At 70.5% G+C, this 23229-nt stretch carries 22 protein-coding genes; 13 read left to right on the top strand and 9 right to left on the bottom strand.

The window, feature by feature from the left end; all coding sequences use genetic code 11:
- Positions 1 to 136 precede the first annotated feature (136 nt).
- The 4 genes from AB0B39_RS11095 to AB0B39_RS11080 form a co-directional block, all read right to left on the bottom strand.
- Positions 137 to 664, bottom strand: coding sequence for a cupin domain-containing protein (locus tag AB0B39_RS11095; protein ID WP_357492800.1), 528 nt, complete (start codon positions 662 to 664; stop codon positions 137 to 139).
- A gap of 72 nt (positions 665 to 736) precedes the next feature.
- Positions 737 to 1363: a TetR/AcrR family transcriptional regulator gene (locus AB0B39_RS11090; RefSeq protein WP_357574195.1), complete on the bottom strand. Its 627-nt coding sequence runs from the start codon at positions 1361 to 1363 to the stop codon at positions 737 to 739.
- Positions 1364 to 1645: 282 nt separating this feature from the next.
- Positions 1646 to 2731, bottom strand: coding sequence for a hypothetical protein (locus tag AB0B39_RS11085; RefSeq protein WP_357492796.1), 1086 nt, complete (start codon positions 2729 to 2731; stop codon positions 1646 to 1648).
- Between the two features lie 181 nt (positions 2732 to 2912).
- Positions 2913 to 4409: a DUF1996 domain-containing protein gene (locus tag AB0B39_RS11080; RefSeq protein WP_357574194.1), complete on the bottom strand. Its 1497-nt coding sequence runs from the start codon at positions 4407 to 4409 to the stop codon at positions 2913 to 2915.
- Between the two features lie 259 nt (positions 4410 to 4668).
- On the opposite strand from AB0B39_RS11080, the gene AB0B39_RS11075 reads away from it, so the two are divergent.
- The 5 genes from AB0B39_RS11075 to AB0B39_RS11055 all read left to right on the top strand — a co-directional run bounded on the left by AB0B39_RS11075 (position 4669) and on the right by AB0B39_RS11055 (position 8074).
- Complete coding sequence (locus AB0B39_RS11075) at positions 4669 to 5322, top strand: TMEM175 family protein (RefSeq protein ID WP_357574193.1); 654 nt, start codon at positions 4669 to 4671, stop codon at positions 5320 to 5322.
- Between the two features lie 151 nt (positions 5323 to 5473).
- Positions 5474 to 5887 (top strand): DUF6069 family protein, encoded by a 414-nt coding sequence (locus tag AB0B39_RS11070; protein WP_357492790.1) that lies wholly within the window; start codon positions 5474 to 5476, stop codon positions 5885 to 5887.
- 39 nt (positions 5888 to 5926) lie between these two features.
- A complete protein-coding gene (locus tag AB0B39_RS11065) occupies positions 5927 to 6280 on the top strand; it encodes a YciI family protein (protein ID WP_234581158.1) in 354 nt (117 codons plus the stop codon).
- Between the two features lie 19 nt (positions 6281 to 6299).
- A complete protein-coding gene (locus AB0B39_RS11060; RefSeq protein ID WP_357574192.1) occupies positions 6300 to 7499 on the top strand; it encodes an RNA polymerase sigma factor in 1200 nt (399 codons plus the stop codon).
- On the top strand, positions 7496 to 8074 hold the full coding sequence (locus AB0B39_RS11055; protein ID WP_357574191.1) for a dihydrofolate reductase family protein: 579 nt from the start codon (positions 7496 to 7498) through the stop codon (positions 8072 to 8074). Before AB0B39_RS11060 ends, AB0B39_RS11055 begins: the two co-directional genes overlap by 4 nt.
- A gap of 87 nt (positions 8075 to 8161) precedes the next feature.
- Here the strand turns inward: AB0B39_RS11055 and AB0B39_RS11050 are convergent, their stop codons facing one another.
- On the bottom strand, positions 8162 to 8578 hold the full coding sequence (locus tag AB0B39_RS11050) for a hypothetical protein (protein WP_357492782.1): 417 nt from the start codon (positions 8576 to 8578) through the stop codon (positions 8162 to 8164).
- A 137-nt stretch (positions 8579 to 8715) separates the two neighbouring features.
- Here AB0B39_RS11050 and AB0B39_RS11045 point away from each other — a divergent pair, with 137 nt between their 5' ends.
- The 4 genes from AB0B39_RS11045 to AB0B39_RS11030 all read left to right on the top strand — a co-directional run bounded on the left by AB0B39_RS11045 (position 8716) and on the right by AB0B39_RS11030 (position 12567).
- On the top strand, positions 8716 to 9654 hold the full coding sequence (locus AB0B39_RS11045) for an NBR1-Ig-like domain-containing protein (RefSeq protein ID WP_357492780.1): 939 nt from the start codon (positions 8716 to 8718) through the stop codon (positions 9652 to 9654).
- Positions 9655 to 9860: 206 nt separating this feature from the next.
- A complete protein-coding gene (locus tag AB0B39_RS11040; protein ID WP_357492779.1) occupies positions 9861 to 10718 on the top strand; it encodes a peptidoglycan-binding domain-containing protein in 858 nt (285 codons plus the stop codon).
- Between the two features lie 34 nt (positions 10719 to 10752).
- A complete protein-coding gene (locus AB0B39_RS11035) occupies positions 10753 to 11637 on the top strand; it encodes a peptidase inhibitor family I36 protein (RefSeq protein WP_357574190.1) in 885 nt (294 codons plus the stop codon).
- A 6-nt stretch (positions 11638 to 11643) separates the two neighbouring features.
- Positions 11644 to 12567, top strand: a complete 924-nt coding sequence (locus AB0B39_RS11030; protein WP_357574189.1) for a SpoIID/LytB domain-containing protein — start codon at positions 11644 to 11646, stop codon at positions 12565 to 12567.
- A 145-nt stretch (positions 12568 to 12712) separates the two neighbouring features.
- Here the strand turns inward: AB0B39_RS11030 and AB0B39_RS11025 are convergent, their stop codons facing one another.
- Positions 12713 to 12994: a hypothetical protein gene (locus AB0B39_RS11025; RefSeq protein WP_234581173.1), complete on the bottom strand. Its 282-nt coding sequence runs from the start codon at positions 12992 to 12994 to the stop codon at positions 12713 to 12715.
- Between the two features lie 12 nt (positions 12995 to 13006).
- The gene (locus AB0B39_RS11020; RefSeq protein ID WP_357574188.1) at positions 13007 to 13846 is read right to left on the bottom strand and encodes a hypothetical protein; all 840 of its coding nucleotides are present in this window, start codon (positions 13844 to 13846) and stop codon (positions 13007 to 13009) included.
- Between the two features lie 606 nt (positions 13847 to 14452).
- On the opposite strand from AB0B39_RS11020, the gene AB0B39_RS11015 reads away from it, so the two are divergent.
- From AB0B39_RS11015 to AB0B39_RS11005, 3 genes are all read left to right on the top strand, one after another.
- Positions 14453 to 15919: an endo-1,4-beta-xylanase gene (locus AB0B39_RS11015; RefSeq protein WP_357574187.1), complete on the top strand. Its 1467-nt coding sequence runs from the start codon at positions 14453 to 14455 to the stop codon at positions 15917 to 15919.
- Between the two features lie 172 nt (positions 15920 to 16091).
- Positions 16092 to 17876, top strand: coding sequence for a hypothetical protein (locus AB0B39_RS11010; protein ID WP_357574186.1), 1785 nt, complete (start codon positions 16092 to 16094; stop codon positions 17874 to 17876).
- 60 nt (positions 17877 to 17936) lie between these two features.
- The gene (locus tag AB0B39_RS11005; protein WP_357574185.1) at positions 17937 to 19019 is read left to right on the top strand and encodes a glycosyltransferase family 2 protein; all 1083 of its coding nucleotides are present in this window, start codon (positions 17937 to 17939) and stop codon (positions 19017 to 19019) included.
- 24 nt (positions 19020 to 19043) lie between these two features.
- Here the strand turns inward: AB0B39_RS11005 and AB0B39_RS11000 are convergent, their stop codons facing one another.
- On the bottom strand, positions 19044 to 19979 hold the full coding sequence (locus AB0B39_RS11000; RefSeq protein ID WP_357574184.1) for a hypothetical protein: 936 nt from the start codon (positions 19977 to 19979) through the stop codon (positions 19044 to 19046).
- 171 nt (positions 19980 to 20150) lie between these two features.
- Between AB0B39_RS11000 and AB0B39_RS10995 the strand changes: the two genes are divergently transcribed.
- Positions 20151 to 21155, top strand: coding sequence for a DUF1731 domain-containing protein (locus AB0B39_RS10995; RefSeq protein ID WP_357492766.1), 1005 nt, complete (start codon positions 20151 to 20153; stop codon positions 21153 to 21155).
- Positions 21156 to 21168: 13 nt separating this feature from the next.
- Here AB0B39_RS10995 and AB0B39_RS10990 read toward each other — a convergent pair whose 3' ends face one another.
- Positions 21169 to 22902: a cellulose binding domain-containing protein gene (locus tag AB0B39_RS10990; protein ID WP_357574183.1), complete on the bottom strand. Its 1734-nt coding sequence runs from the start codon at positions 22900 to 22902 to the stop codon at positions 21169 to 21171.
- Positions 22903 to 23229: the final 327 nt, after the last annotated feature.

Genomic DNA, 23229 nt, shown 5'->3' with positions numbered 1-23229 from the left:
TCCCGGACAGGCGGAGCACCGTGGAGAACGGCGGCGGCGTCTACGTCGGCAGCGGCGTCCGACAGCAGCACGGAGCATCCGGTCCCGCCCGGGCTCGATCATCAGATCGGACCCGCGGCGGGGCCGGTTGCGCGCGTCAGAGCAGCTCGCTGCGGTACTCGGGAGCCAGGTCGGCCGCGCGTTGCCGGCGTTGCGCCAGCTCGTCGTCGGTGAGCCGCGGTGGCGGTGCGTCCGCCCCGGCGATTCTGTCGCCGACGCGCAGGAAGTACTCGTCCTGTCCTGCGGGAGTGCACATGCACAACATGCGGGCGGGTGCGCCGGAGGTGTTGCGGAAGTGGTGCGGGGCATTGGCCGGGATGTTGACGGTCGAGCCGGCCCGGACCGTGCGTTTCTCCCCGCGGAAGGTGAACTCGATCTCGCCTTCGAGGAGGGTGAACATCTCCTCGAAGTCGTGCCGGTGCGGCGGCGGTCCGCCGCCGTCGGGGATGCGCATGTCGATCAGGCAGTACCGGCCGTTGGTCTGCTCACCGGTGATCAACATGGCGTAGGTGCCCCCGGCGAGGGAGATCCAGGTGGTCGCCGGTTCGTCGGGGCCGGCGATGGTGAGTGTTCGGGTCGGGTCGTCGTCCGGGATGGCGGGGGCGGCGCGGTCGGAGGCGCTCATGCTGCTCGTCCTTCCTGGGCTGCGTCAGCAGGGCTCGCGGACGCCCTCCTTCTTCTCCGGGCGACGAGCCCGTTAAACGGAATATATCGTCCGGCTAGCCGGAACTCGTTGCTCTCCGGGATGCGCGTCGCGGCCCCCGGCGGGGGATTGACCCGGGCGGAGCGCGGTCAGGAAGAGGTCGATCTGGCGACCGGCGACTTCCGGCCAGTCGCCCACTCCGGGCATCGGCACCGCGATCAGCGAGCCGAAGATGATGACATCGCGGGCCGTCAGATCCGGCCGCAACGATCCGTCGGCGACGCCGCGCTCGACCATCCGGCCGACACCGGCCCACACGCGCCGCTCCAGGCTCCGGTACTCCGGATCGGTGGTGACCGGGGCGCCGTGATGCGGCAGGAAGAGCTCCGTGCCGTGCCGGACCGTGCCGACCAGGAACTCGTGCACCGCGTCGATGCCCGTGACCCCGCGCTCGAGCACCTCGTCGACCAGGGCGAGGACCATGCCGATCGAGCGGATCTGCAGGGCGACCAGCAGGGCCTCGCGGTCGCGGAAGTGACGGTAGAGCGTCCCGACGCCCACACCGGCCTCCCGGGCGACCACCGCCATGGGGGCGGCCAGGTCACGCTGCAACGTGCGCAACGCCGCCGTCAGGACCTTCTCCCGGTTGGCCACGCCGTCGCTGCGCGGGGCACGACTCACCGTCGGTCCGCCGGGCGCGCTGCCATCATGCCCCGAATCCTAGGGCCTGTTTCACAAGAACTGGCCGGTCTGCGGCGGGCCCGGACGACGACCGGCGGCGTTGCGGTTTCGTCCGGATACAACACCGGTATCCGGACGAAACCGCGCCTTGCCGGATCGCCGCCCGGACTCCGCCTCGGCTCGACCGCCCTTATGAAACAGGCCCTAGGGGCTCGGTGGGGTGACGCGGCGTCATCGTGCCGGCGGCGACCCCGGACGGCCACCGCCGGCACGGTGGTGGCGTCAGAGCCGGGAGGTGAAGGTGGCCAGGAAGCGGTGCGGGGTGACGACGCCGGCGTTGTCGAAGCAGATCACGTCGACGTCCGCGTTGGTGGTGTACGTCCACGGTTGGGTGAGGTGGCAGTAGTTGCTGCCGGCGCCCTGCGCGACCACCTGGACGTGGGTCTCCTTGAGACCGATCTGCGGGAAGGTCGCCAGGTAGCGGCCGGCCGGCACCAGCGGCGCCACCGTGTTCGCGCCGACGCCGAGCACCGAGTTGTCGTTGGTCGGCCCGCCGACGGCGGTGCCCAGGTAACCGAAGTACGACGGCGGTGCGAGGGAGCCGATCACCGGCCGCCGACGGTGGTACGACAGGGCGAAGTCGGTGTTGATGAACGCGCCGGCCTGGTCGTAGCAGAAGACGTACACCTGCACGTCGCTGCCGACCGCGGCCCAGGAGTAGACCTTGCACCGGCGCGGGCCGGCGTTGGGCTGTACGGCGGTGACCTGCACGTCGCCGGCGAGCACCCCGGCCAGACCGACCCCGGGCAGCCGCACCAGGTACTGCCCGACCCCCAGGGGCCCGACCGTGTTCACCACGCCCGTCGAGTTGTACGACTGCACCACCACGCCGCCGCCCCACTGCACGTACGCGTGGGAGGTGCCGGCCGGCAGCACGCCCGAACTGGTCGTCCAGAGCACGGTGAACGGGGTGTCCTCGCGCGTGCCGCCGGGCCGGTGGCACTGCACGTCGACGATCTCGTCGGCGCCGGACTGGAACCAGCGGACCACCTCGCAGTAGTGCCCGGTCCGGTTCACCGGGGTCACGTGCGGCACGCCCCGCGAACTGGCGCCCACCTGTGGGAAGCGGACCTGGAACCGGCCGGGCGCGAGCTTGACGCCGTCGGCCCAGGCGGCCGGGAACGCGGTCTTCCAGCTACCCCACTGCCGGCTGGTGTCCAGCACGGTCCAGACCGGCACCGTGGGGTCCTTCACGTACGCGAACCCCCAGCGGTCGGCGGTGGCCGCGGCGGCCGGTGCGGGCGGAGTGAGCGCGCCGGCGGCCAGGACGGTGGCCAGCGCGGCGGTGACGAACGATCGGAGACGCATGTGTTCCTCCACTCGACGGGGACGGGTCGCAGAGGAGTGTGCTCGCCGTGACGTGATGGTCACAGTCGGCTACTGCGCGCTCCGGTGTCGGGTGTCGGCCACCGGGACCGATCGGCGCGGTGAACGGTGAACGGCCCCCTCGCCGGGGCGAGGGGGCCGTCCAGGAGTGGGGAGGCGGGGATCAGCCGCCGGCGAACGTCGGTTCCACCCCGCACTTGGCGTTCTGGTTCAGGCAGGACTTCACCAGGGCGCCCAGGTGCTCGGGCTCCCAGGCGTTCATGAAGTCGCCGTGCATCGAGGACGGCCTGCCGGAGGAGAGGCTGAGGCCGTCCCCGCCCAGCGACTCGTAGTTGACCATGAAGGAGAGATCGGGCACCGCCACCGGGTACCTGCCGGTGCAGACACCGTTCACCGGGTCACCCATGTGCGACTTGTGATCGGGCGAGTCGATGTTCTCACCGTCCCAGCAGTCCTTGAACACCAGCTGGAAGATCAGGTTGCCGCCGGGGGCGCAGACCGGCCAGTTGCCGTCGGCGCTGCGGCCGATCTCGGCGCTGCCCGCGCACCAGAACTGGTTGCTGCCGGCGTTCTTCGGGGTGTCGACCTGCTTCTTGGCGTCGCCCTCGACCACCCGCAGGCCCGGGGGGAAGGGCTTGACGGTCGACGGGTCCTTGACCCGCGAGCCGTAGTAGACCCGGAAGCTCTTCATCGGTACCGGCTTGCCGTCCTTGCGCAGCTCCGGGACCCAGTAGGCGCTCAGGTCGCCAGGGGCGTTGCAGGTGGTCTTCGAGGCGAGCAGCTTGTCGGTGGTGGTGAAGGCGTCGACCTTGGGGCCGAAGAACGTGTGCATGTGCGAGGCGCCCGAGAGGCCGGGCAGGACGATCGGGTCGTCCGGGGCGGAGTTGGCGACCTCGCAGTCGGTGTGGAACTCGGGAACGCGGGTGGTGCCCGGCGGCACCGCCTTCGGGGTGATCGCGGTGAAGGCGGCCAGCTCCCTGCTCCACGCGGCCTGGTCGACCGGAACCCAGCCGGCGGCCGGCGCGCTCGGCGGGACCGACGCGGAGGGCGAGGCGGACGGAGTGCGAGTCGGTGCCGACGACGTGGCCGGTGCGGCCGACGTGCTCGGCGACGTCGCCGTCGTGGGGCCGAACGTGAACCAGTTCAGATTCACGAAGTCGGACGTCGAGGTGCTCCTCATGACGGCGAAGACGGTCTGCGGGCCGGTCGGCACGCCGGATGCGGTGGCGTTGACCGTCGTCCACTTCTGCCAGCCACCGGTATGGGTGATCGGGAAAGTGGCCAGCAGCGTGCCGGTCTGCGTGCCGAGGCGCAGTTCGACGGCCCCGCCGTCGGTGTTGTGCGCGGCGACGCGGGCCGTCAGCTCCGCGCCGGTCACCGAGATGCCGTCGTACCGCAGCCAGTCGCCGTTGGCGAGCCAGCCGACGTTCCTGCCGCCGTCGGCGTCGCCGGTGCTCTCGGTCTGCGCGCCGGACTGCGCCGCGAAGGCCTCCGCCTGGACGCGGCCGGGCACGGCGACCTCCTCGGCCTGCGCGCCGGCGATGTAGATGCCACTGCCGCCCAACGCGGCGACGACAGCGGCGGCGAGCGTGACGCGGGCGAGGCGACGGCGCTTTCGCGCCCGGTCCGGCGGTGCGACATGCGCGGGGGGAGTCCGCATTACCAGTGGTGTCCTTCGAGTCGGGCGATAACGCTCCTGTCGGGTGAAGTATGTGCACGTCCAGAGCCTGCATCAACGTGCGGAAAAAGAATTAAGGAGGGCGGCCCGCAGGTCTCCTGGTAGCCGGTGTCCCGGCGCCGGATAACAGTTTTTCGCCCCCCGCAGGCTTAAGTTTGTTTTAACTCCGGGAAAGCGACCCGGTTCCGGTGATTACGAATTTTGCGGTAACGAATCGTCATCCGATCGGATACTGGAGGGCATGTCGTCCGGTCGTCCTGGCACTCCTCGGCTCGCGCGCCAGCCGGGGCGGCTGGTCGCCTTCAGCGACGGCGTCTTCGCCATCGCCGTCACGCTTCTCGTGCTGGAGATCCAACCGCCGAAGGACTTCGGGCGCCTCCTGCCGGGCCTCGGGGCGTTGTGGCCGTCGTACCTGGGGTACGCGTTGAGCTTCCTGCTCGTCGGGCAGGTCTGGGTCAACCATCACGTCATGTTCGACCGGGTCCGGCACGTCGACCGTCCGGTCCTGTTCCTCAACACGCTGCTCCTGATGGTCATCGCGTTCCTGCCGTTCTCCACGTCGCTGCTCGCCGACGCGCTCCGCGCGGAGCAGGGGCTGCGGACGGCGGTCGTTGTCTACGGCACGACACTGTGGTTGGCGGCGGCCCTGTTCAACGTCATCTGGGTCCACCTCCGCCGGGCGCGACTCCTGGACCCCAGTCTCGGTCCCTTCGGCGTGCGGGCCATCGGCCGCCGATTCGCACTCGCGCTGGCCTGGATCGGCGGCGGCATCCTCGTCGGCGCGTTCGTGCCGATCGCTGGCGTCGTCATCATCGCGGCCTTCCTGCCCGCCTACTACCTGCCCATCCGCGGCGAGTACGGCGAGGACGACAAGACCACCGACCGTCCCGCCTGAACCGCACCGGACGGCCCGCGGGCCGGCTCGTCGTACACCGGCGACGAGGCCGTCAAAATATTGTGGGTGCGCCTGTCGATCGGGACCGGCTCTCTTCGTAGCCAGGGTGAGAGCCCGGAATCGAGACGGGCCACACCCGCTGGAGGGCACGATGACCACCACCGCGCAGACCACCCGCACCACCACGGCGGCCTTCGGCGCGCTGATCGGGGCCGGTGCGATCGCCACGACCGCCGCGAGCGCCGCCACCATGACCGTCGCCGCCGCCGGCCACGCGGCAGGAATCAGCCTCGACGTGAGCGGCGCCCCGATTCCGGTGGCGGGTTTCGGCGTGCTGACCGCCGTCTTCTCGTCGATCGGCGTGCTGCTCGCCGTGCTGCTGTCCCGCTTCGCACGGCGTCCGCGGCGCGCGTTCGTCCGTACGACTGTGGCGCTGACGGTCCTGTCCCTGGTGCCGGACGTGCTCGCCGACGCCGGGACGGCCACCAGGGCGCTGCTGATGCTCACCCACCTGGTCGCGGCCGCGATCGTGATCCCGGCTGTCGCGCGCCGCCTGGCCGCCTGACCTGTTCCCCACTCATCGTCGAGCTATCGGAGGATCACCATGAAGCAGTACCTGCTGTCCGTGCACGTCGTCGAGGGCGCACCGACGCCGTCGGACGAGGAAACGCAGATCATGTTCCGGGAGACCGGTCGGATCAACGACGACATGCAGGCCGCGGGCGCCTGGGTCTTCGGCGGGGGGCTCACGTCGCCCGACAGCGCCACTGTCGTCCGGGTCGAGAACGGCGCCACCTCCATGAGCGATGGGCCGTTCGTCGAGACGAAGGAACACATCGCCGGATTCTGGGTGATCAAGTGCGCGGATCTGGACCAGGCGCTGGCCTGGGCCGAGAGGTGCGCGGCCGCCTGCGGCCCGATCGAGGTGCGCCCCTTCGACGAACTGTCCCAAGCCTGAGCGGGAGCTGTCGCCCGACATGGACCTGGCGAGCATCTACCGCGCGGAGTACGGCCGCTGCGTCGCCACACTGGCCCGCATCCTCGGTGACATCAACCTCGCCGAGGAGGCGGTCCAGGACGCCTTCACGACGGCGCTGCAGAAGTGGGAGTCCCCACCGCCGAATCCCGGCGCCTGGATCGTGACGACCGCGCGGAACAGGGCCGTCGATCGCCTCCGCCGGGAGTCGACCCGCGAGGCCCGGCACGCCCAGGCCCTGCTGCTGCACCAACAGGACGAGCCCCAGGAGGTGGGACCGGTGAAGGACGACCAGCTTCGACTCATCTTCACCTGCTGTCACCCGGCACTCGCCCCGGACGCGCGGACGGCCCTGACGCTCCGCCTGCTCGGCGGTCTGGAGGTACCGGAGATCGCGCGGGCCTACCTGGTTCAGGAGACGACAATCGCGCAGCGGATCGTGCGCGCGAAGAAGAAGATCCGGGACGCGGGGATCCCGTACCGGGTACCCGCCGAACACGAGCTGCCGGACCGGCTGCCGCCCGTGCTCACCGTGCTCTACCTGATGTTCAACGAGGGTTACGCCTCCACCGCCGGGCCGCTGATCAGAACGGACCTGTGCGCCGAGGCGATCCGGCTCGCCCGCGAGCTGGCCGCCCTGATGCCCGACGAACCCGAGGTGCTGGGCCTGCTCGCCCTGCTGCTGTTGACCGAGGCACGCCGTCCGGCCCGGCTCGGCCCGACCGGCGGACTCGTCCTCCTCGTCGACCAGGACCGGTCACTGTGGAACCGCACACTCATCGTCGAGGGCCACGACCTGGTCCGGCGCTGCCTGCGGCGCAACCGGCCCGGCCCGTACCAGATCCAGGCCGCGATCGGCGCGGTGCACACCGACGGCGCGGCCACCGACTGGTCGCAGGTCCTGGCGCTGTACGACCAGCTCTTCGCGCTCGCGCCGACCTCCATCGTCGCGCTCAACCGTGCCGTCGCGGTCGCCGAGGTGCACGGGCCGGCGGTAGCCCTCGCCGCGTTGGAGGACGTCGACCTCCCGGGCTACCACCGGCTGCCCGCCACCCGTGCCGAGCTGCTGGCCCGGCTCGGACGCGACCGCGAGGCCCGCGCCGCCTACGACCAGGCCATCGCGCTGACCAGCAACGAGACCGAGCGCGCCTTTCTGCGGACGCGTCGTACCGAACTCACCCACCCGAGGAGACCCTCGTGACCGCCACCTACACCTTCGACGTCTTCACCAGCCTCGACGGCTTCGGCAGCACCACCGGCAACTGGGGCGGCTACTGGGGTAAGCAGGGCCCGGAGCTGCTCGAGCGCCGCCTCGCCACGTACGGCGAGGACCAGCGCATGGTCTTCGGTAGCGGCACCTACCGGATCTTCGTGGAAATGCTGGCCGACAGCACCGAGGAGTCCGACGTCCGGGACGCCTGGGTCACCCGCATGATCAACCTTCCGGCGACGATCGTGTCGAACACGCTGCAGGGCCCCCTCGACTGGCCGGACGCGACAGTCGTACGCGGTGACGCCGTCGACGTCGTCGCCCGGCTCAAGGAGGAGTCCGAGGTGCCGTTGCGGTCACACGGCAGCCTCTCGATGAACCGGGCACTGCTGGCCGCCGGGCTGGTCGACTTCATCCAGGTGACGCTCTTTCCGGTGGTCACCGGTCAGACCGGAACGGAGCCGATCTTTCACGGGACGGCCGACTACGACCTGGAGCTGATCGAGTGCCGGACCCTCGACGGCCGCTCCCAGGAACTCACCTACCGACCCACCCGGCACACCTGAGTCGTCAGCGCCACCCGACGGTGGCGCGGTGCCGCCGGCCGTGCCTGATGATCCCCGTACGCGGCACCGGACGCCCAGCCGTGTCGGTCAGCAGCGCACCTCGGTCTCCTTCTGCGCCACGTCGGAGATCCCACCGAGGGCCCGGGTGCACACCGTCAGCGTGTTGGCGCCCAGCGACCAGACGTCCGGCCCGCTCGAGCACTGCAGGTCGCGAAGCGTGCTTCCGGTGACGATCGACGTGCAGACCTGGTAGGAGCCGTGGGTGGCGCGGTACTGCTGCCACACGTACGTGTAGGCGTAGTTCTTGCCGCAGCCCTTGTACTGCTTGACCGAGGCGGCGGTCTGCCCGCCGACGGTGACGTACGCCGTCGCGCCGATCTGCACCGAGCTCGCGCAGCGCGGGTTCGTCTCGGCGTGGGCGGGGCCGGCGAACGCCATCGTCGCGGGCACAGCCAGCCCAGCGGCCGCGAGGATGCGTACACCGCGTCGGGAAAGACTCTTCATCGATGACCTCCTTCAGTGCACCGGGACCGTTGATCCCCGTGTCGTCGATGCACCACATTGATGCTCGCGGTGGCCCGTTCGGTAGCCTCTGACACGCTCTGACAACGTCTGACGAAGCTGTCTGACATGGGGGACTGATGAAGGACCAGCGTGCCGCCGCAGAGTCGATTCAGGACGGACGGGCCGCCGAGAGGTTCGCCGAGCAGTTGCGGACACTGCGCAGCGCCGCGGGAGACCCGTCGTTCCGCAAGATGGCGGGGCGATCAGGCCGGATCTCGCACACGACCCTGCACGAGGCCGCCGCCGGGACCCGGTTTCCCTCCTGGGAGACCACGCGGGAGTTCGTCCGGGCGTGCGAGGCGGACGAGGCCCTGTGGCGGCGCCGTTGGGAGGACGCGCAGCGCCCGGGGCCGGCCCCCCGACCCGGCGGGGACGGAGACGGAGACGGAGACCGCGCGCCGGTCGTCGCCGCGTCCGCGCCGAAGGAGCAGGGCGTGGTGCAGGTCGTGGAGTATCCGCGGGCCGAGGATGGCGTCGCGGCCAGGCGGCGGCGTCGACTGCCGTGGCTCAACGCCGCAGCCGTGGTGCTGGTGGTGGCGGTGGCCGCCGTCCTGGGCGTGACCGTTCGTGGCAGGTCCGACCCGGACGGCCCCGGCACACCTACCGCGTCACCGTCACCTGTGGCGTCGCCGACCACTACGGCATTCTCGGACTCGCTGATCCCCGGGGACTCGAGCAGATTCGTCGGCGACGTCACCATCCCCGACGGCACCCAGGTGAAGGTCAACGCCCAGTTCGACAAGGTGTGGGCTCTCGCGAACGTGGGAAAGGTCGACTGGCACAACCGGTACCTGGCGCGGATGGACCCCACCGCCGACGGTGCGGGTTGCCGGACACCGGACCGGGTGCAGATCGGTGACACGCCGCCCGGTGAGCAGGTGATGATCCGTGTTCGGGTCACCGCGCCGAGCCGCCCCGGCAAGTGCTGGGTCAGTTGGAAGATGGTCGACGAGGCCGGGCGGGAGTACTTCCCGACCCGGCGGCCGGTGTACTTCATGGTCACCGTGACCGCCTGAGGGTCAGGCCGCGGGCTCCGGGTGGCCCCCGATGCGATCGATCGCTGTCAGGCACGAGCGTCGAGCCAAACTGACAACACCGCATTCATCGAGGTCGGTGAGGGTCTGACGGATCTGACAGACACCAGGGGTACCGAACAGCACCGCACTTCTCGCAGGGTGATGTCGAACCGAGTACGACTCACCAGCTACGAGGAGGACCCATCTTGCGCCGTCCCTGGTTATCCGTCGGGCTCGCCGCGCTCTGCGTGGCCGTCGGCGTCCCGGCCCACGCGGCGGCATCCGACGCCACAGCGCCGCGGGCCGTCACCACGGCCGCACGGCCGGTCGTGGACATGGAGGCCACCGTCCTGGCCGCTCAGATCGACCCCCGCCGGGCCGACAACACACTGACTCCGGGTGCGAAGAACTCCGTGCTCGCCGTGGAGCAGGCGTTGCAGGCGCAGGGCCTGTTGAACGCGCAGTGGGTCGACGGCTACTTCGGCACGGTGACCGTCTCGGCGTACGCGGCGTACCAACGCTCACTCGGCTACACCGGGCTGGCCGCGAACGGGCTGCCCGGCACGACGTCGCTGACGAAGCTCGGGCTGAACCGCTACACCGTCGGCAACACGATCGGTCCGGGCGCGAAGGTCCCGCGCGACGGGTACGTCGTCAACGCCCGTACCCAGGCGATGCTGGCCGAGGCCCAGCGTCTGCTCGGTTACACCCTGGTGCTCGACCAGGGCTCGTACAACCCCGGGGGCGACCCCACCTCGGCCGGCACGCACGACGGCGGGGGCGTGGTGGACATCGCGGTCACCGGCATGACCGCCGCCAGGCGCACCGCAGTCGCCCGGGCCCTGCGCCAGGTCGGCTTCGCCGCCTGGGTCCGCAACCCCAACCAGGGCGACTGGCCGTGGCACATCCACGCCACGGCGATCAGCGACACGGACCTGTCCAGTCAGGCGCAGCACCAGGTCGGTGACTACTACCTCGGCATGAACGGCCTGGCCAACCAGGGACCGGACGACGGCCCCCAGGTCCCGATCAGGACCTGGGAGCAGTACCAGCGCGGGCAGTGACCCGCATCCCCCTCACCGTTCGCGAAAGGACACCATGAACATCCGTAAGAGCCTCGCCGCCGTCGGCGTCGCGCTGGCCGCGACCACCTCGATCCTCAGCGTCGCATCGCCCGCCTCGGCGGCGGCCCGAGACGGGGTCTGCGACAGCGGCGAATTCTGCTACTACTACAACAGCGACAACGCGGGGTCGATCTCGGACTTCACCGGTTCGCTCGACGACTACGGCACCGAGCAGCCCTCGTGTTACGACTTCAAGGGCGCCGGCGCCGGCAAGGGCCTGTGCATCAAGAACGAGGCCGCCTCGGTCTGGAACCGCAGCACCAAGACCGTACGCGTCTACTACAACAGTGGCTACGCCGGTTCCTACCAGGACTTCGCGGCCGGCGCGAAGGGCAACCTCAACTCCACGCTGAAGAACAACAACGCCTCGCACCAGTTCTCGCCGTCGACCCGCACGAACCTGTCGTACGCCCTGTACCAGGCCAGCGGCGGTGCGGTCACGTGCGGCTTCGACGGTTACACCACCACGCCCGGCCGGCACGAGGGCATCGACATCGCCCGCAGCGTCGGCTCGGACGTGCACGCCCTGGTCTCCGGAACGGTCACCTACGTCGCGCAGGGCAGCACCGGCAGCGGCGGCCTCTCCACGATCTCCGTCTACAACTCCTCGCTCAACAAGACGGTGATCTACCTGCACACCGCGCCGAGGTCCGGGGTGAGCGTGGGCGACGCCATCAGCAAGGGCCAGATCATCGCGGATGAGTCGTGGCACGGGGTGTCCTCCAGCTCGGGCGCGCACACCCACGTCGAGGTCCGGGCCGGTCGGCAGACCCACGCGGCCGTCAGCGTCGGTGACCCCACGCTGGACAACGCCGACCCGACCGCGTTCTGGAACTCCCAGGGCTACAACGAGAAGTAGGACGCCATGAATATCCGCAAGGGCCTCGCCGTCGTCGGCGCCGTGCTCGCCATGTCCACCTCCATCCTGAGTGTCGCCTCGCCGGCGGCGGCGGCCGAACGGGACGGAACCTGCGACAGCGGCGAGTTCTGCTACTACTACAACAGCAACCAGGCCGGCTCGGTCTCCGACTTCACCGACTCCCTGGACGACTACGGCACGACCCAACCGACCTGCTACGACTTCAAGGGCGCGGGCGCCGGCAAGGGCCTGTGCGTGAAGAACAACGCCGCGTCGGTGTGGAACCGTACCGGCAAGACCGTGCGGGTCTACTTCAACAGCAACTTCGCCGGTGCCACCCAGGACTTCGCGTCCGGGGCGAAGGGCAACCTCAACGCCACGCTGAAGAACAACAACGCCTCGCACGAGCTGCTGAGCGGACCGACGGGCTGTAGCACCGACGGCACCAACAGCAAACTGCCGAGCACCATCCTCGTCTACCGGGTCAGTCTCGGCCGAGTCGATCGGGTCGACTTCAAGACGTACGTCAAGAACGTCCTCCCGAACGAGTGGATCACGAGTTGGCCGGCTGCCTCGCTGGACGCCGGTGCGATGGCCGTGAAGAGCTACGCCTGGTACTGGGCGCTGCACTCGACCCGCAAGACCTCCGGCGGCCAGTGCTACGACGTCCGGGACGACACGGGCGACCAGGTCTACCGGCCGTCGTCGGCCCAGACCTCGACGTCGGCGGCGGTGGACCGGACCTGGTCGACCCGGATGACCCGGAGCGGCAACATCCTGCGGGCGCACTACTGCGCGACCACCACCGCGTGCGGTGGCTGGGTGGACGGGGACTGGCTGTCGCAGTACGGCTCCCGTGATCTCGCCAACTCGGGCAGCAGCTACCAGGCGATCCTGCGCCACTACTACCGCGACGTGGTCATCTCCTGACGTCACGCGTCACACGTGCCGCCCGCCGCACACCCGCGGCGGGCGGCACGCTCGTGGGAGCCCGGCGCGCGGGAGCCGTACGAGCTGCGTGGCCTGCGGGAAAGACGAAGCGCCCCGTCCGGCCTGGACGGGGCGCTTCGTCGGTTCAGCCGAGGTCTGTGCCGGGCACCGGTCCGGCCTCGTCGGCGCTCGACGCCGGGGCGGCCACCTCGATCCGGGGCGACCGGTCCGGCGGAAGATGAGCGCGGTCGGCGATCACCACCACATCCACCTCCCCGTCGATCATCTTCTGCTCGACGGCCTCCCACGGCGCCCGCATGATCCCGTTCAGTCGGTAGTCATGCCGGCGGAGGTGGGTCAGACACGACGCGATGGCGTGCTCCGACGGCTCGATGTCGGCCGGTACCCAGATAACGGCTAGTTCCATGATCTCTCCTGATCAACGTCGTGGACGCGGGTGACAGATCAGGAGTTGCCGGGGCGGTGGGGGACCCCGCTCCACGGGCCGGCTGATGGCATGGCTGTCGAAGGGGAGGACGGCACGCCCCCGGTGCAGCGCTGCGACGGGCGGCGGCCCGTAGGCCGCCGGCGCCTTCTGGTCGAGCCCGCCGGCGCCGGAGCCGGCGCCGGCGGGTGCGGACACGAATGCCAGCACCAACGCCGGTCGCACCGGCAGGGGGCCGGCGGGAGGGGGTGGCGCCGACAGCGGTCGAGCGGTCATCGCCGTCGGCGTTCGAGTGGGCACGCGGCCGTCGACGGTGCCGGGGAGGCGGGCCCGGGACGCTCGCGCCGTCACCTGGGTCGGCGGCGGTGGCGCGGTGGCGCGTGCGGCCGGCGGGGCCGAGGCCGACGGAACGCGCGGCGGGGACGACTGTCGCGCACGGGGTCGTCGGGCTGGCGCGGCGGTGGAGGGTTCGACCGACAGCGCGCCGGTGACACTCGGCAGGGGCAGGGGGACGGCTGTCGGCACGGGCAGTGGGACGGCCGTCGGCACGGGTAGGGGGACGGCTGTCGGCACGGGCAGTGGGACGGCCGTCGGCAAGGACCGGCCGACGTCCAGCGGTGTCTCGACCACGTCGTGCAGCAGCGCCCCGACGATTCCCGGCGCGGTGGCGTCCTGTGCCGGTGCGCGGGTGGTCGGCGACGGTGCCGGTGACGGGGCGGCGTGCGCGGGCTCGGGGCCCAGGGCCGCGCCGAGGGCCGCCGCCCCCAGCGCTGCCGCTCCGAACGCCGCTGCGCCGAGCGTGGGCGGCGGCGGACACCGCTTCGGCCGCCTCACGCCGTCCCATCCATGCGCGGACTGTTGCCCCCGGGTAACTCGGGTTACACCTGTCGCGGACCGATCCGCGGCCACCGCGCCGGTCCAGCTTCGCCGGGCGCGTGCGGCGCGCGGGTCCCCGCTCCGCGCCCCTGTGGTACGCCGGGCAGGTGACCTGGACTGTGAGCGATAACAAGACCGTCGCGCGGCGCACCCACAGCGTCGGAGCGGCACGGATCGTCGACCCGATCCCGTCCGGACGTCGACAGGTGGCAATGGGACACGCTCCGCGAACCGATTCGGCCGGGCGACTATGTGGCCGGCTCGTTACGTCTTGACGAACAGCATGTTATCGCTCACTCTCGATGCAGAGGTCGGCGGCGTCGGTGGCTCACCGGGCGAGTCCCGCGGTCGCGCCTCGAAGCACGGCGTCCCCGGGCAGCGGACGTCGTCTCAGGACTCGCGTGGTTGCCGGCGAGCGCCGGCCAGGCTGCGTGCGCTGTGCGCAGTGCCCAGGATGATCGCTCCGGATTCCTCGGCTCACGCCGGCGCCTGTCGTCGGGACCAGTCCGTCCTGAGTGAAGTGGCACATCACCACCACCGATGCAACCACTGAGAAGGAACGACATGAGACCCAAGAAAGCTCTGCTGGCGACGGCGACCCTCGCGGTCGCGCTGACCGCGGGTATGACCATGGCGCTGGCGCCCATGGCCAGCGCCGGAACGACGTTGAAGGCCTCGGCGGCCGAGAAGGGCCGTTACTTCGGCGCCGCCGTCGCGACGGGCAAGCTCTCCAACAGCCAGTACGTCGGCATCCTCAACAGCGAGTTCAACCAGGTCACCCCCGAGAACGAGATGAAGTGGGACGCCACCGAGCCGTCCCAGGGTGCGTTCAACTACAGCGGTGGTGATCGTCTGGTCAGTCACGCGCAGGCCAATGGCATGAGGGTGCGGGGGCACGCGCTGTTGTGGCACGCCCAGCAGCCGGGGTGGGCGCAGGGCATGTCCGGCACCGCGCTGCGTAACGCCGCGATCAACCACGTCACCCAGGTCGCCACCCACTTCCGGGGCAAGATCTACGCCTGGGACGTGGTGAACGAGGCGTTCGCCGACGGCGGCAGCGGCGGGCGACGGGACTCGAACCTGCAACGCACCGGCAACGACTGGATCGAGGCGGCGTTCCGCGCCGCCCGCGCCGCCGACCCGGGCGCGAAGCTCTGCTACAACGACTACAACACCGACGGCATCAACGCGAAGTCGACAGGCATCTACAACATGGTGCGCGACTTCAAGTCCCGCGGCGTACCGATCGACTGCGTCGGCTTCCAGTCCCACCTCGGCACCACGTTGGCCAGTGACTACCAGGCCAACCTCCAGCGCTTCGCCGACCTCGGCGTCGACGTGCAGATCACCGAGCTGGACGTGATGACCGGCTCCAACCAGGCCAACATCTACGCCTCGGTCACCCGCGCCTGCCTGGCCGTCGCCCGTTGCGCCGGCATCACCACCTGGGGCGTGCGCGACAGCGACTCCTGGCGCGGTAGCGACAACGCGCTGCTGTTCGATGGTTCGGGCAACAAGAAGGCGGCGTACACCTCCGTCCTCAACGCTCTCAACGGGGGCAGCACCTCGCCCACCACGCCTCCGCCGGGCACCGGGGTGGACACCACCGCCTGGTACGTGTTGGTGAACCGCAACAGCGGCAAGGCGCTCGACGTGTACGAGCGGGCGACCACCGACGGCGCGCGGATCGACCAGTGGGCCCGCAACGACGGCGCGTGGCAGCAGTGGCAGTTCGTGGACTCCGGTGGCGGTTACTACCGACTGAAGTCCCGCAACTCGGGCAAGGTGCTGGATGTCTACAACTTCTCCACCGCCGACTCGGCGGCGATCGTGCAGTGGAGCGACGGCAACGGCACGAACCAGCAGTTCCGGCTGGCCGAGTCGTCCGGCGGCTACCTGCGCCTGATCAACCGCAACAGCGGCAAGGCCGTCGAGGTGCAGGGCGCGTCCACCGCCGACGGCGGGAACATCGTGCAGTATGCCGACTGGGGTGGCAACAACCAGCAGTGGCAACTGGTCCGGGTCGGGTAGCCACCCGACCCGCTGAACCGGCAGCGTGGTGGCGCGGACGCACCTCGTCCGCGCCACCGTCGCCGCTGGCCGCGACACCCCCTCGGCACCCGACAGTTGAACCTCGTGCCTGCGCATCCACGCTTCGGACAGCGGATGGACAAGGGCAGCACTATTGGAGAGCATCTATTTCATGATTATCCGGTCCGCCACCCCGCCACCGACCACGGAGAACGTGCCGCCCGAGCCGGTCTCCGACGACCGGCCACCGGCCGATTGGGGTCGATGGCGCTGGGTCCGTAACGAATGGACCGTGGCGGTCCTGGCGAGCCTGCTGGTGGCGGTGGTGCTGACCTGGCCGACGCTGCGGCACCCGGCGAGCACGATCCCCGGTGACCTGGGCGACCCGCTGTTGCAGGCGTGGCAGGTCGCCTGGTCGGGGCACGCTCTGCTGAGCAGCCCGGCCGACCTCTGGAACTCCAACACGTTCTACCCCGAGAAGTACACGTACGCCTACAGCGACACCCTGCTCGGCTACGCCCCGATGGGAATGCTCGGCTCCGGCTTCACGGCCGCCGTGATCCACTACAACGTGCTGTACGTGCTGCTGCACGCCTTGGCGTCGCTCGGGGCGTACGCCCTGGCGCGGCAGCTCGGCGCGAACCGGTGGGGCGGTGCGGTCGCCGGGATCGCGTGGGCGTACGCGCCCTGGCGGTTGGCGCACTCCGGGCACCTGAACATCCTGTCCAGCGCGGGAATCGCGCTGTCGCTGGCCATGCTGGCCCGGGGTCACGGCTGGTCGTTGCGCCACGGGTACCGGCCGGAGCTGCGCCGGCCCGGTTGGGCGGTGGCCGGGTGGCTGGTCGCCGCCTGGCAGGTCTCCCTCGGCTTCGGCATCGGCCTGCCGCTGGTGTACTTCCTGCTGGCCGCGGTGCTGGTGGCGGCGGGTTGCTACGGCTGGTCCTGGTGGCGGCGGCGGGAGCGGCCGCCGTTCGGTCGGCGGCTGTTGCTCGCCGATCTGATCGGTGGGGGTGTGTTCGGCGCGGTGACGCTGCTGCTGGGCATGGTCTACCTGCGCGTCGTCGATCTCAACCCGCAGGCCGAGCGGACGCTGGACTGGACGAAGATGTTCTCGCCTCCGCTGATCGGGTTCGTCACCGCGCCCGCCGACTCGTGGTTGTGGGGCGAGCGGCACGCCGCCGCACGCGAACAGTTGTCCTGGCCGCCGGAGATGGCGCTGCTGCCGGGGATGATGCTGATCGGGTTGGCCGCGGCCGGGCTGTTCCTCTCGGCGTATCCGCTGCGGCACCGGGTCGCGCTGGGGCTCGGCGTGGTCGGCACGGTGCTGCTGGGTCTGGGCGCCACGCTCGGCGGTGACGGCGACCCGGGCTACCTGACACTGTCCACGCTCCTGCCGGGCTGGGACGCGTTGCGTACCCCCGGGCGGATGATGCACTGGACGAGCCTGCTGCTGGCGGTGCTGGCCGCCGGTGCGGTGACGGCGCTCGCCGAATCGCTGCGCGAGTCCTCGCCCCGCCAGTGGACGCGGATCCTCACGCCGCTGGTCCTGCTGGTGCCGTTGACCATGGTCACCCTGGAGGGCGTCAACCGGACACCCCACCCGGCCGTGCCGCAGCCGCCGGCCGCGATGCGGACGGTGCAGGACCCGATCCTGGTGCTGCCGGCCGGCGGCGTGGGCGATCTGACGTACATGTTGTGGACGACCGACGGGTTCCCCCGGGTGACCAACGGTCTGGGCGGCTTCGAGCCGGTCAGCCAGGCGCAGACCCGGACCGCTGTGGCGTCGTTCCCCGACGCGGGCAGCGTGGCGTACCTGCGGGGCATCGGCGTGCGGTCGGTGGTGTTCGTGCCGAGCCGCGCCGCGGGGACGCCGTGGGACGGCATGGCGGCCCGGCCCATCGACGGGCTGGGCATCACCCGGGAGGATCTCGATGGCACGCTTGTCTACCACCTCTGACCGCGCGGACGCCGGGCCGGCCGGCGTCGGCGGCGGACACCCGGGCACGGGCGGAAAGGGGTGACGACAGTGCGACTGTCGGTCGTGGTGCCCTGCTTCAACGAGGAGGCGTCGGTGGAGCGGCTGCACGAGACCGTGTGCGCCGCCCTCGCCGAGCTGCCCGACGTGGACGTCGAGGTGGTGTACGTCGACGACGGCAGCGAGGACGGCACCCTCGCGGCGCTGCGCCGGCTCGCCGCCGCGGACCCCGCTGTCTGTTACACGTCGCTGAGCCGGAACTTCGGCAAGGAGGCGGCGATGCTCGCCGGGTTGCAGCGGGCCACCGGTGACGCGGTGGTCATCATGGACGCCGACCTGCAACATCCGCCGCGGCTGCTGCCCGAGATGGTGATGCTGTACCAGCAGGGCTTCGACCAGGTGATCGCTCGTCGGGACCGGCGCGGTGACCGGTTCGTGCGGATGGTCGCCTCGCGGTCCTTCTACCGGGTGATCAACTGGTGGATCGACGTGCGCCTACAGGACGGGGCGGGTGACTTCCGTCTGCTGTCCCGACTCGCGGTGGACGCGATCCTGGCGATGCCGGAGTACAACCGCTTCTCCAAGGGACTGTTCTCCTGGATCGGCTTCCGGACGGCGGTGGTGGCCCACCCCAACGAGACCCGGCAGTCGGGTCGGAGCAGGTGGACGTTCGGCAAGCTCTTCAACTACGCGTTCGACGGCCTGCTGTCGTTCAACAACCGGCCACTGCGCCTGGCGATCTACGGGGGCCTGTTCCTCACGCTCATCGCGCTCGTCTACATGGCCTGGGTGGTCGCGGACGCCGTCGAGAAGGGCATCGACGTTCCTGGCTACACCACCATCATCGTCAGCGTGATCGGGCTCGGCGGCATCCAGATGACGATCCTGGGCGTGATCGGGGAGTACATCGGCCGGATCTACTACGAGACCAAGCGCCGACCGCACTACCTGGTGCAGGAGACGGAGCACCTGCGCGCGGAGACCGGCGACGGGCCACGGCTGCCGGTTCCGCCCGTGCCACGCTCGACCGTACGCGGCCAACGGACGGTGCCGGCCCGGGAGGATTCCGTCGGCCGGGATCCGGCGCCCCGCCGGCGGGAGGTCCACGACCGCGACACCGGCTGACGGCGTGTGGCGCAGTCGGGTCGGTCAGCGACCGCAGGACGGGCACGCGCCGCGGGTGCGCAGGTGGTAGTCGCTGGACGCGGCGAGGAGGCCGAGCCCCAGGAGGCAGTACGCCGACATGGCCACCCAGAGGAACGCGTCGGAGAACTCGCTGGCCGACCCGGACGCCACCTGCGCCAGCCCCATGCCGAAATAGGCGACGATGGCCGCCCCGAGCCCGAAGCCCGGCACGAGCAGCAGCCGGCGGGGGATCGTACGGCCGGCGAGCAGTGGCACCCATCCCGGCCAGATTTCACCCCAGTGCCGCACCAGTGCCAGCGGTAACAGCACCCCGGCCAGCACCAGACCGATCTCCAACCCGATCACCGAGGCGTCCTGCGTGAGGCCGTCGAAGCCCACCACCGCCTGGGCCGCGAACCGGGTCACGAGGCCGGCCACCGCCACGTACGCGGCCCAGCGTGCCCACGGCGCGGGTGCCGAACGCCGCCGGCCGGGTGGGCCCGTCCGGCAGCAGTTGGGGCAGTCGCCCCGCGTGCGGCGCTGGTAGCGAGCGGTGGCCAGGCCGAGCAGGGCCGCTCCGGTGACGCACCCGAGCCGGCTCGCGAAGGCCACTGGATCGAAGGACGGGCCGGGGGCGAACAGCAGGAGACTCACCAGTTCCGGCAGCAGGATCGCGGCGGCCGCGACCAGTGCCCCGCCGAGCGCCCAGGCTGATCCCGCGAGCACCGGCCGCCAGGTCGCCACCCGGTCCAGGGCCACCGCCGTCACCCCTGCCGCCAGGCACAGCGCCACCGACCACCAGCCGGTGAAGCCGAGCAGGTCGGACCCGAACGGGCCGAACTCCGGCGCCTCCCCGATCGTCCACGCCAGACGTACACCGCCGTAGGCCACGGCCCAGGCGAGTACGGCGGAGGTCAGGTGGTTGCCGCTCCCGCGCGCGGTAGCTGTCGGTGTCGTCATGCCTCCGATCCTCGCGGGGCACCGCCGGGAGCGGTCCCCTCCTGTCGGGGAAGGCGCTCCCCGCCGCGAGGGACGAGCCCCGGCGACCGATCTTGATCCGCCGGCTGTTCAGCCGTACGCTCGGAGCATGGTTGAACATGTTCAAAAACTGGTGTCGGTCGGGGATCGACCGTGAAGATCGTCATTCCGGGCGGCACCGGCCAGGTGGGCGCGATCCTGGACCGGGCCTTGACCGCGCAGGGTCACGAGGTGGTGCTGTTGACCCGCTCGCCCAGTGGTGCGCGTCAGGTTCGCTGGGACGGCGTCACGCTCGGCGACTGGGCCCGGCAGGTCGACGGCAGCGATGTGGTCATCAATCTGGCCGGCCGCAGCGTGAGCTGTCGGTACACCCCGGAGAACCTCGACGCCATGATGCGTTCACGGGTGGAGTCGGCGCGCGTTGTCGGCGAGGCCATCGCCGCGGCCGAGCGGCCACCCAGGGTGTGGATGCAGATGAGCACCGCGACCATCTATGCGCACCGCTTCGACGCCGCGAACGACGAGCACGACGGGGTGCTCGGCGGCGGCGAACACGGCGTGCCCGGGTACTGGTCGTACAGCGTCAAGATCGCCCAGAACTGGGAGGCCGCGCAGGAGCGGGCGGCGACCCCCCACACCCGCAAGGTCGCGCTGCGCTCGGCAATGGTGATGAGCCCCGACCGCGGTGGCGTGTTCGATGTGCTGAGCTGGCTCGCGCGGGTCGGGCTCGGTGGCCCGGTGGCGGGCGGTGGGCAGTACGTCTCGTGGATCCACGACCGGGACTTCGTCCGCGCGGTGTGCCTTCTGATCGACCGTGACGACCTCGCCGGGCCCGTGAACCTGGCCGCGCCCGGCGCGGTGCCACAGCGGGAATTCATGCGGGCGCTGCGGTCGGCCTGGCGGATGCCGGTCGGCCTGCCGGCCACCAGGTTGATGGCGGAGGTCGGCGCGTTAGTGCTCCGGTCGGACACCGAACTGCTGTTGAAGAGCCGGCGCGTCGCCCCGGGTCGGCTCTCCGCCGCGGGCTTCACGTTCGATCATCCGTGCTGGTCCGACGCCGCAGTGGATCTGGCCCTGCGACGCCGGGACCTTGGCGGCCTCGGGCGTGGGGGAGCGCACGGTCGCGCACACCCCCACGCCCGGTCGCGCCGAGACTGACTCGCGGAAGCGGTCAGAGAGTGAACACGAGGGTCGAGATGCTGCGTGCGCCGACGGTGATGGTGGCCTGTCCTCCGTTCACGCTTGTCGGCTGGCTGGCCGCGTTGGCGTTCTGCGAGGTGAGGTAGTACTCGGCCTTGCTGACGTTCTGCGGCGCCTGGATCACGGCGTTGTTGACCGCGCTGTTCGACCGGTTGAGGATCACCAGCGTGATCTTGCCGTCGCCCTGGTAGGCGGTCACCTCCAGCGGCGAGGCCTTGGAGCTCTTGGTCAGGGCCACCCGCTGATAGCCCGGCCGGACGTACTTCGCGTACTGCGAGAACGCGTACCCCCGCTTGAGCGGAGCGCCCGCAGTGGTGCCGTAGGCCGCCTCGCCGTCGCCGATGAAGGAGTAGTAACGCTTGCCGTACCACCAGATGTAGGCGCTCCAGTTCGCCTCCATCGACTTGTGCACCGTGCGCATGATGTCGTCGAGCGTCTCGTTCCAGACCGCCAGGTTGGCGGGGTTGCCCCAGATGTTGGAGCCGCTGCCGTCCGCCTCGTGGTAGTTCCACTCGGTCATCCACACCGGCTTGTTGTACTGGGCCGCCAGGGGGTACGGCGCCAGCCGACCCGCGGACTCGGTGCCGTACAGGTGGCCGCCGATGTAGCCGATGTTGTTCCGGGCGGTCGCGTCGTTCAGGGTCGGATCGGTGTAGCCGTAGTTCATGTTGACGGCTTCGGCGACCATCAGCTTGCTGTTCTGCACCTTCGTGCCCTGATCACGGACGAAGGTGCGCAGCTCGGTGCCGCTCCAGTCCATCGAGTCGTAGTCGGGGTGCCAGTCCGGCTCGTTCTGCACCGACGTGACGTCGATGGTGACGCCCTGGCCGCGCATGTACTGGACATAGCTGTTCAGATGGTTCGCGTAGTCGTCGTAGTAGTCGGTCTTCAACTTGCCGCCGTTGGTGCGGCTGTTGTTGGTCTTCCACGCCGCCGGCGCCGTCCACGGTGAGGCGAGGATCTTCACGCCGGACCCGTACGACTTCGCCGTCTTCAGCGAGTTCACGTGGGTCGACCATTCGCTGGACACCGGTGAGAGGCCGGTGCGCACGATGGACAGCCCGAGCTGGTTGGGGCCCAGCCCGACCAGGGTCTGGGTGTCGGTCGTCGACCAGGCGCTGCCCCAGATGGACTGCGCGGCCCCGAAGCCGTCGACCGTCTGGTACCGGGTGGCGCTGTTCACCGTGATGTCCGCCGGCCCGGTGGGTGGCGGGGTGGTGGGTGGCGGTGTGGTCGGCGGCGGTGTCGTCGGGGGCGGCGTGGTAGGCGGTGGTGTGGTCGGCGTCGTGCCGCCGGTGCAGGTCACACCGTTGAGCGCGAAGCTCGACGGATCGGGGTTGCTGCCGGTCCACGAGCCGTTGAACCCGAACGACGTCGTGCCGTTGGTGGGGATGGCCCCGTTGTAACTGACGTTCTTGGCGGTGACCGCGGCGCCGCTCTGGGTCAGGGTCGTGTTCCACGCCTGCGTGACCGTCTGGCCAGCGCTGTAGGACCAGGTCAGCGTCCAACCGCTGACCGCGTCGCCGAGATTGGTGATGGTGACGTTCGCGCCGAAGCCGCCCTCCCACTGCGACGACACGGCGTAGTTCACCGCACAGCCGGCGGCTGCGGCACCGGCCGGTGCCGCCAGGGCGACAGCTGTCGATGCCAGTAGGACGGCGCCGGCCGAAACCAGCGCGGCGTTTGTGACTCTTCGTTTTCTCATGAGCCTTCTCCTGCAGGGGGTGGTGGCGGCGACGGATCCGGTGGATCGGTCGTTCGCAGAGCGTCAGGCGGTACCTCGTCAGGTGCTCGGGAGCGCTCCCAAGCGTGGCGGCGGGCGTTGTCGGGAATTCGCCTGTCCAGTTCAGCCCCGCGTGGCAACCCTCGACATCACCCGCCGATCGCCGACCCTCGCGTCGCTCGGACGGGCGCGGAGGGAACACCGGGGGAACGCCGGTGCGTCGGCCGGGATGTCGGCACCAGATGGGGTCTCGCGCCACCGGTCGCGAATGCGCGAGCGGCGGCGGGACCGCGATGGTGCGGCGAACGG

The sequence above is a fragment of the Micromonospora sp. NPDC049114 genome, assembly GCF_040648635.1.
In the GTDB taxonomy this organism is placed as follows: domain Bacteria; phylum Actinomycetota; class Actinomycetes; order Mycobacteriales; family Micromonosporaceae; genus Micromonospora.
The sequence above is the reverse complement of the archived record's forward strand: the minus strand, read 5'-3'. Positions and strand labels throughout refer to the sequence as shown.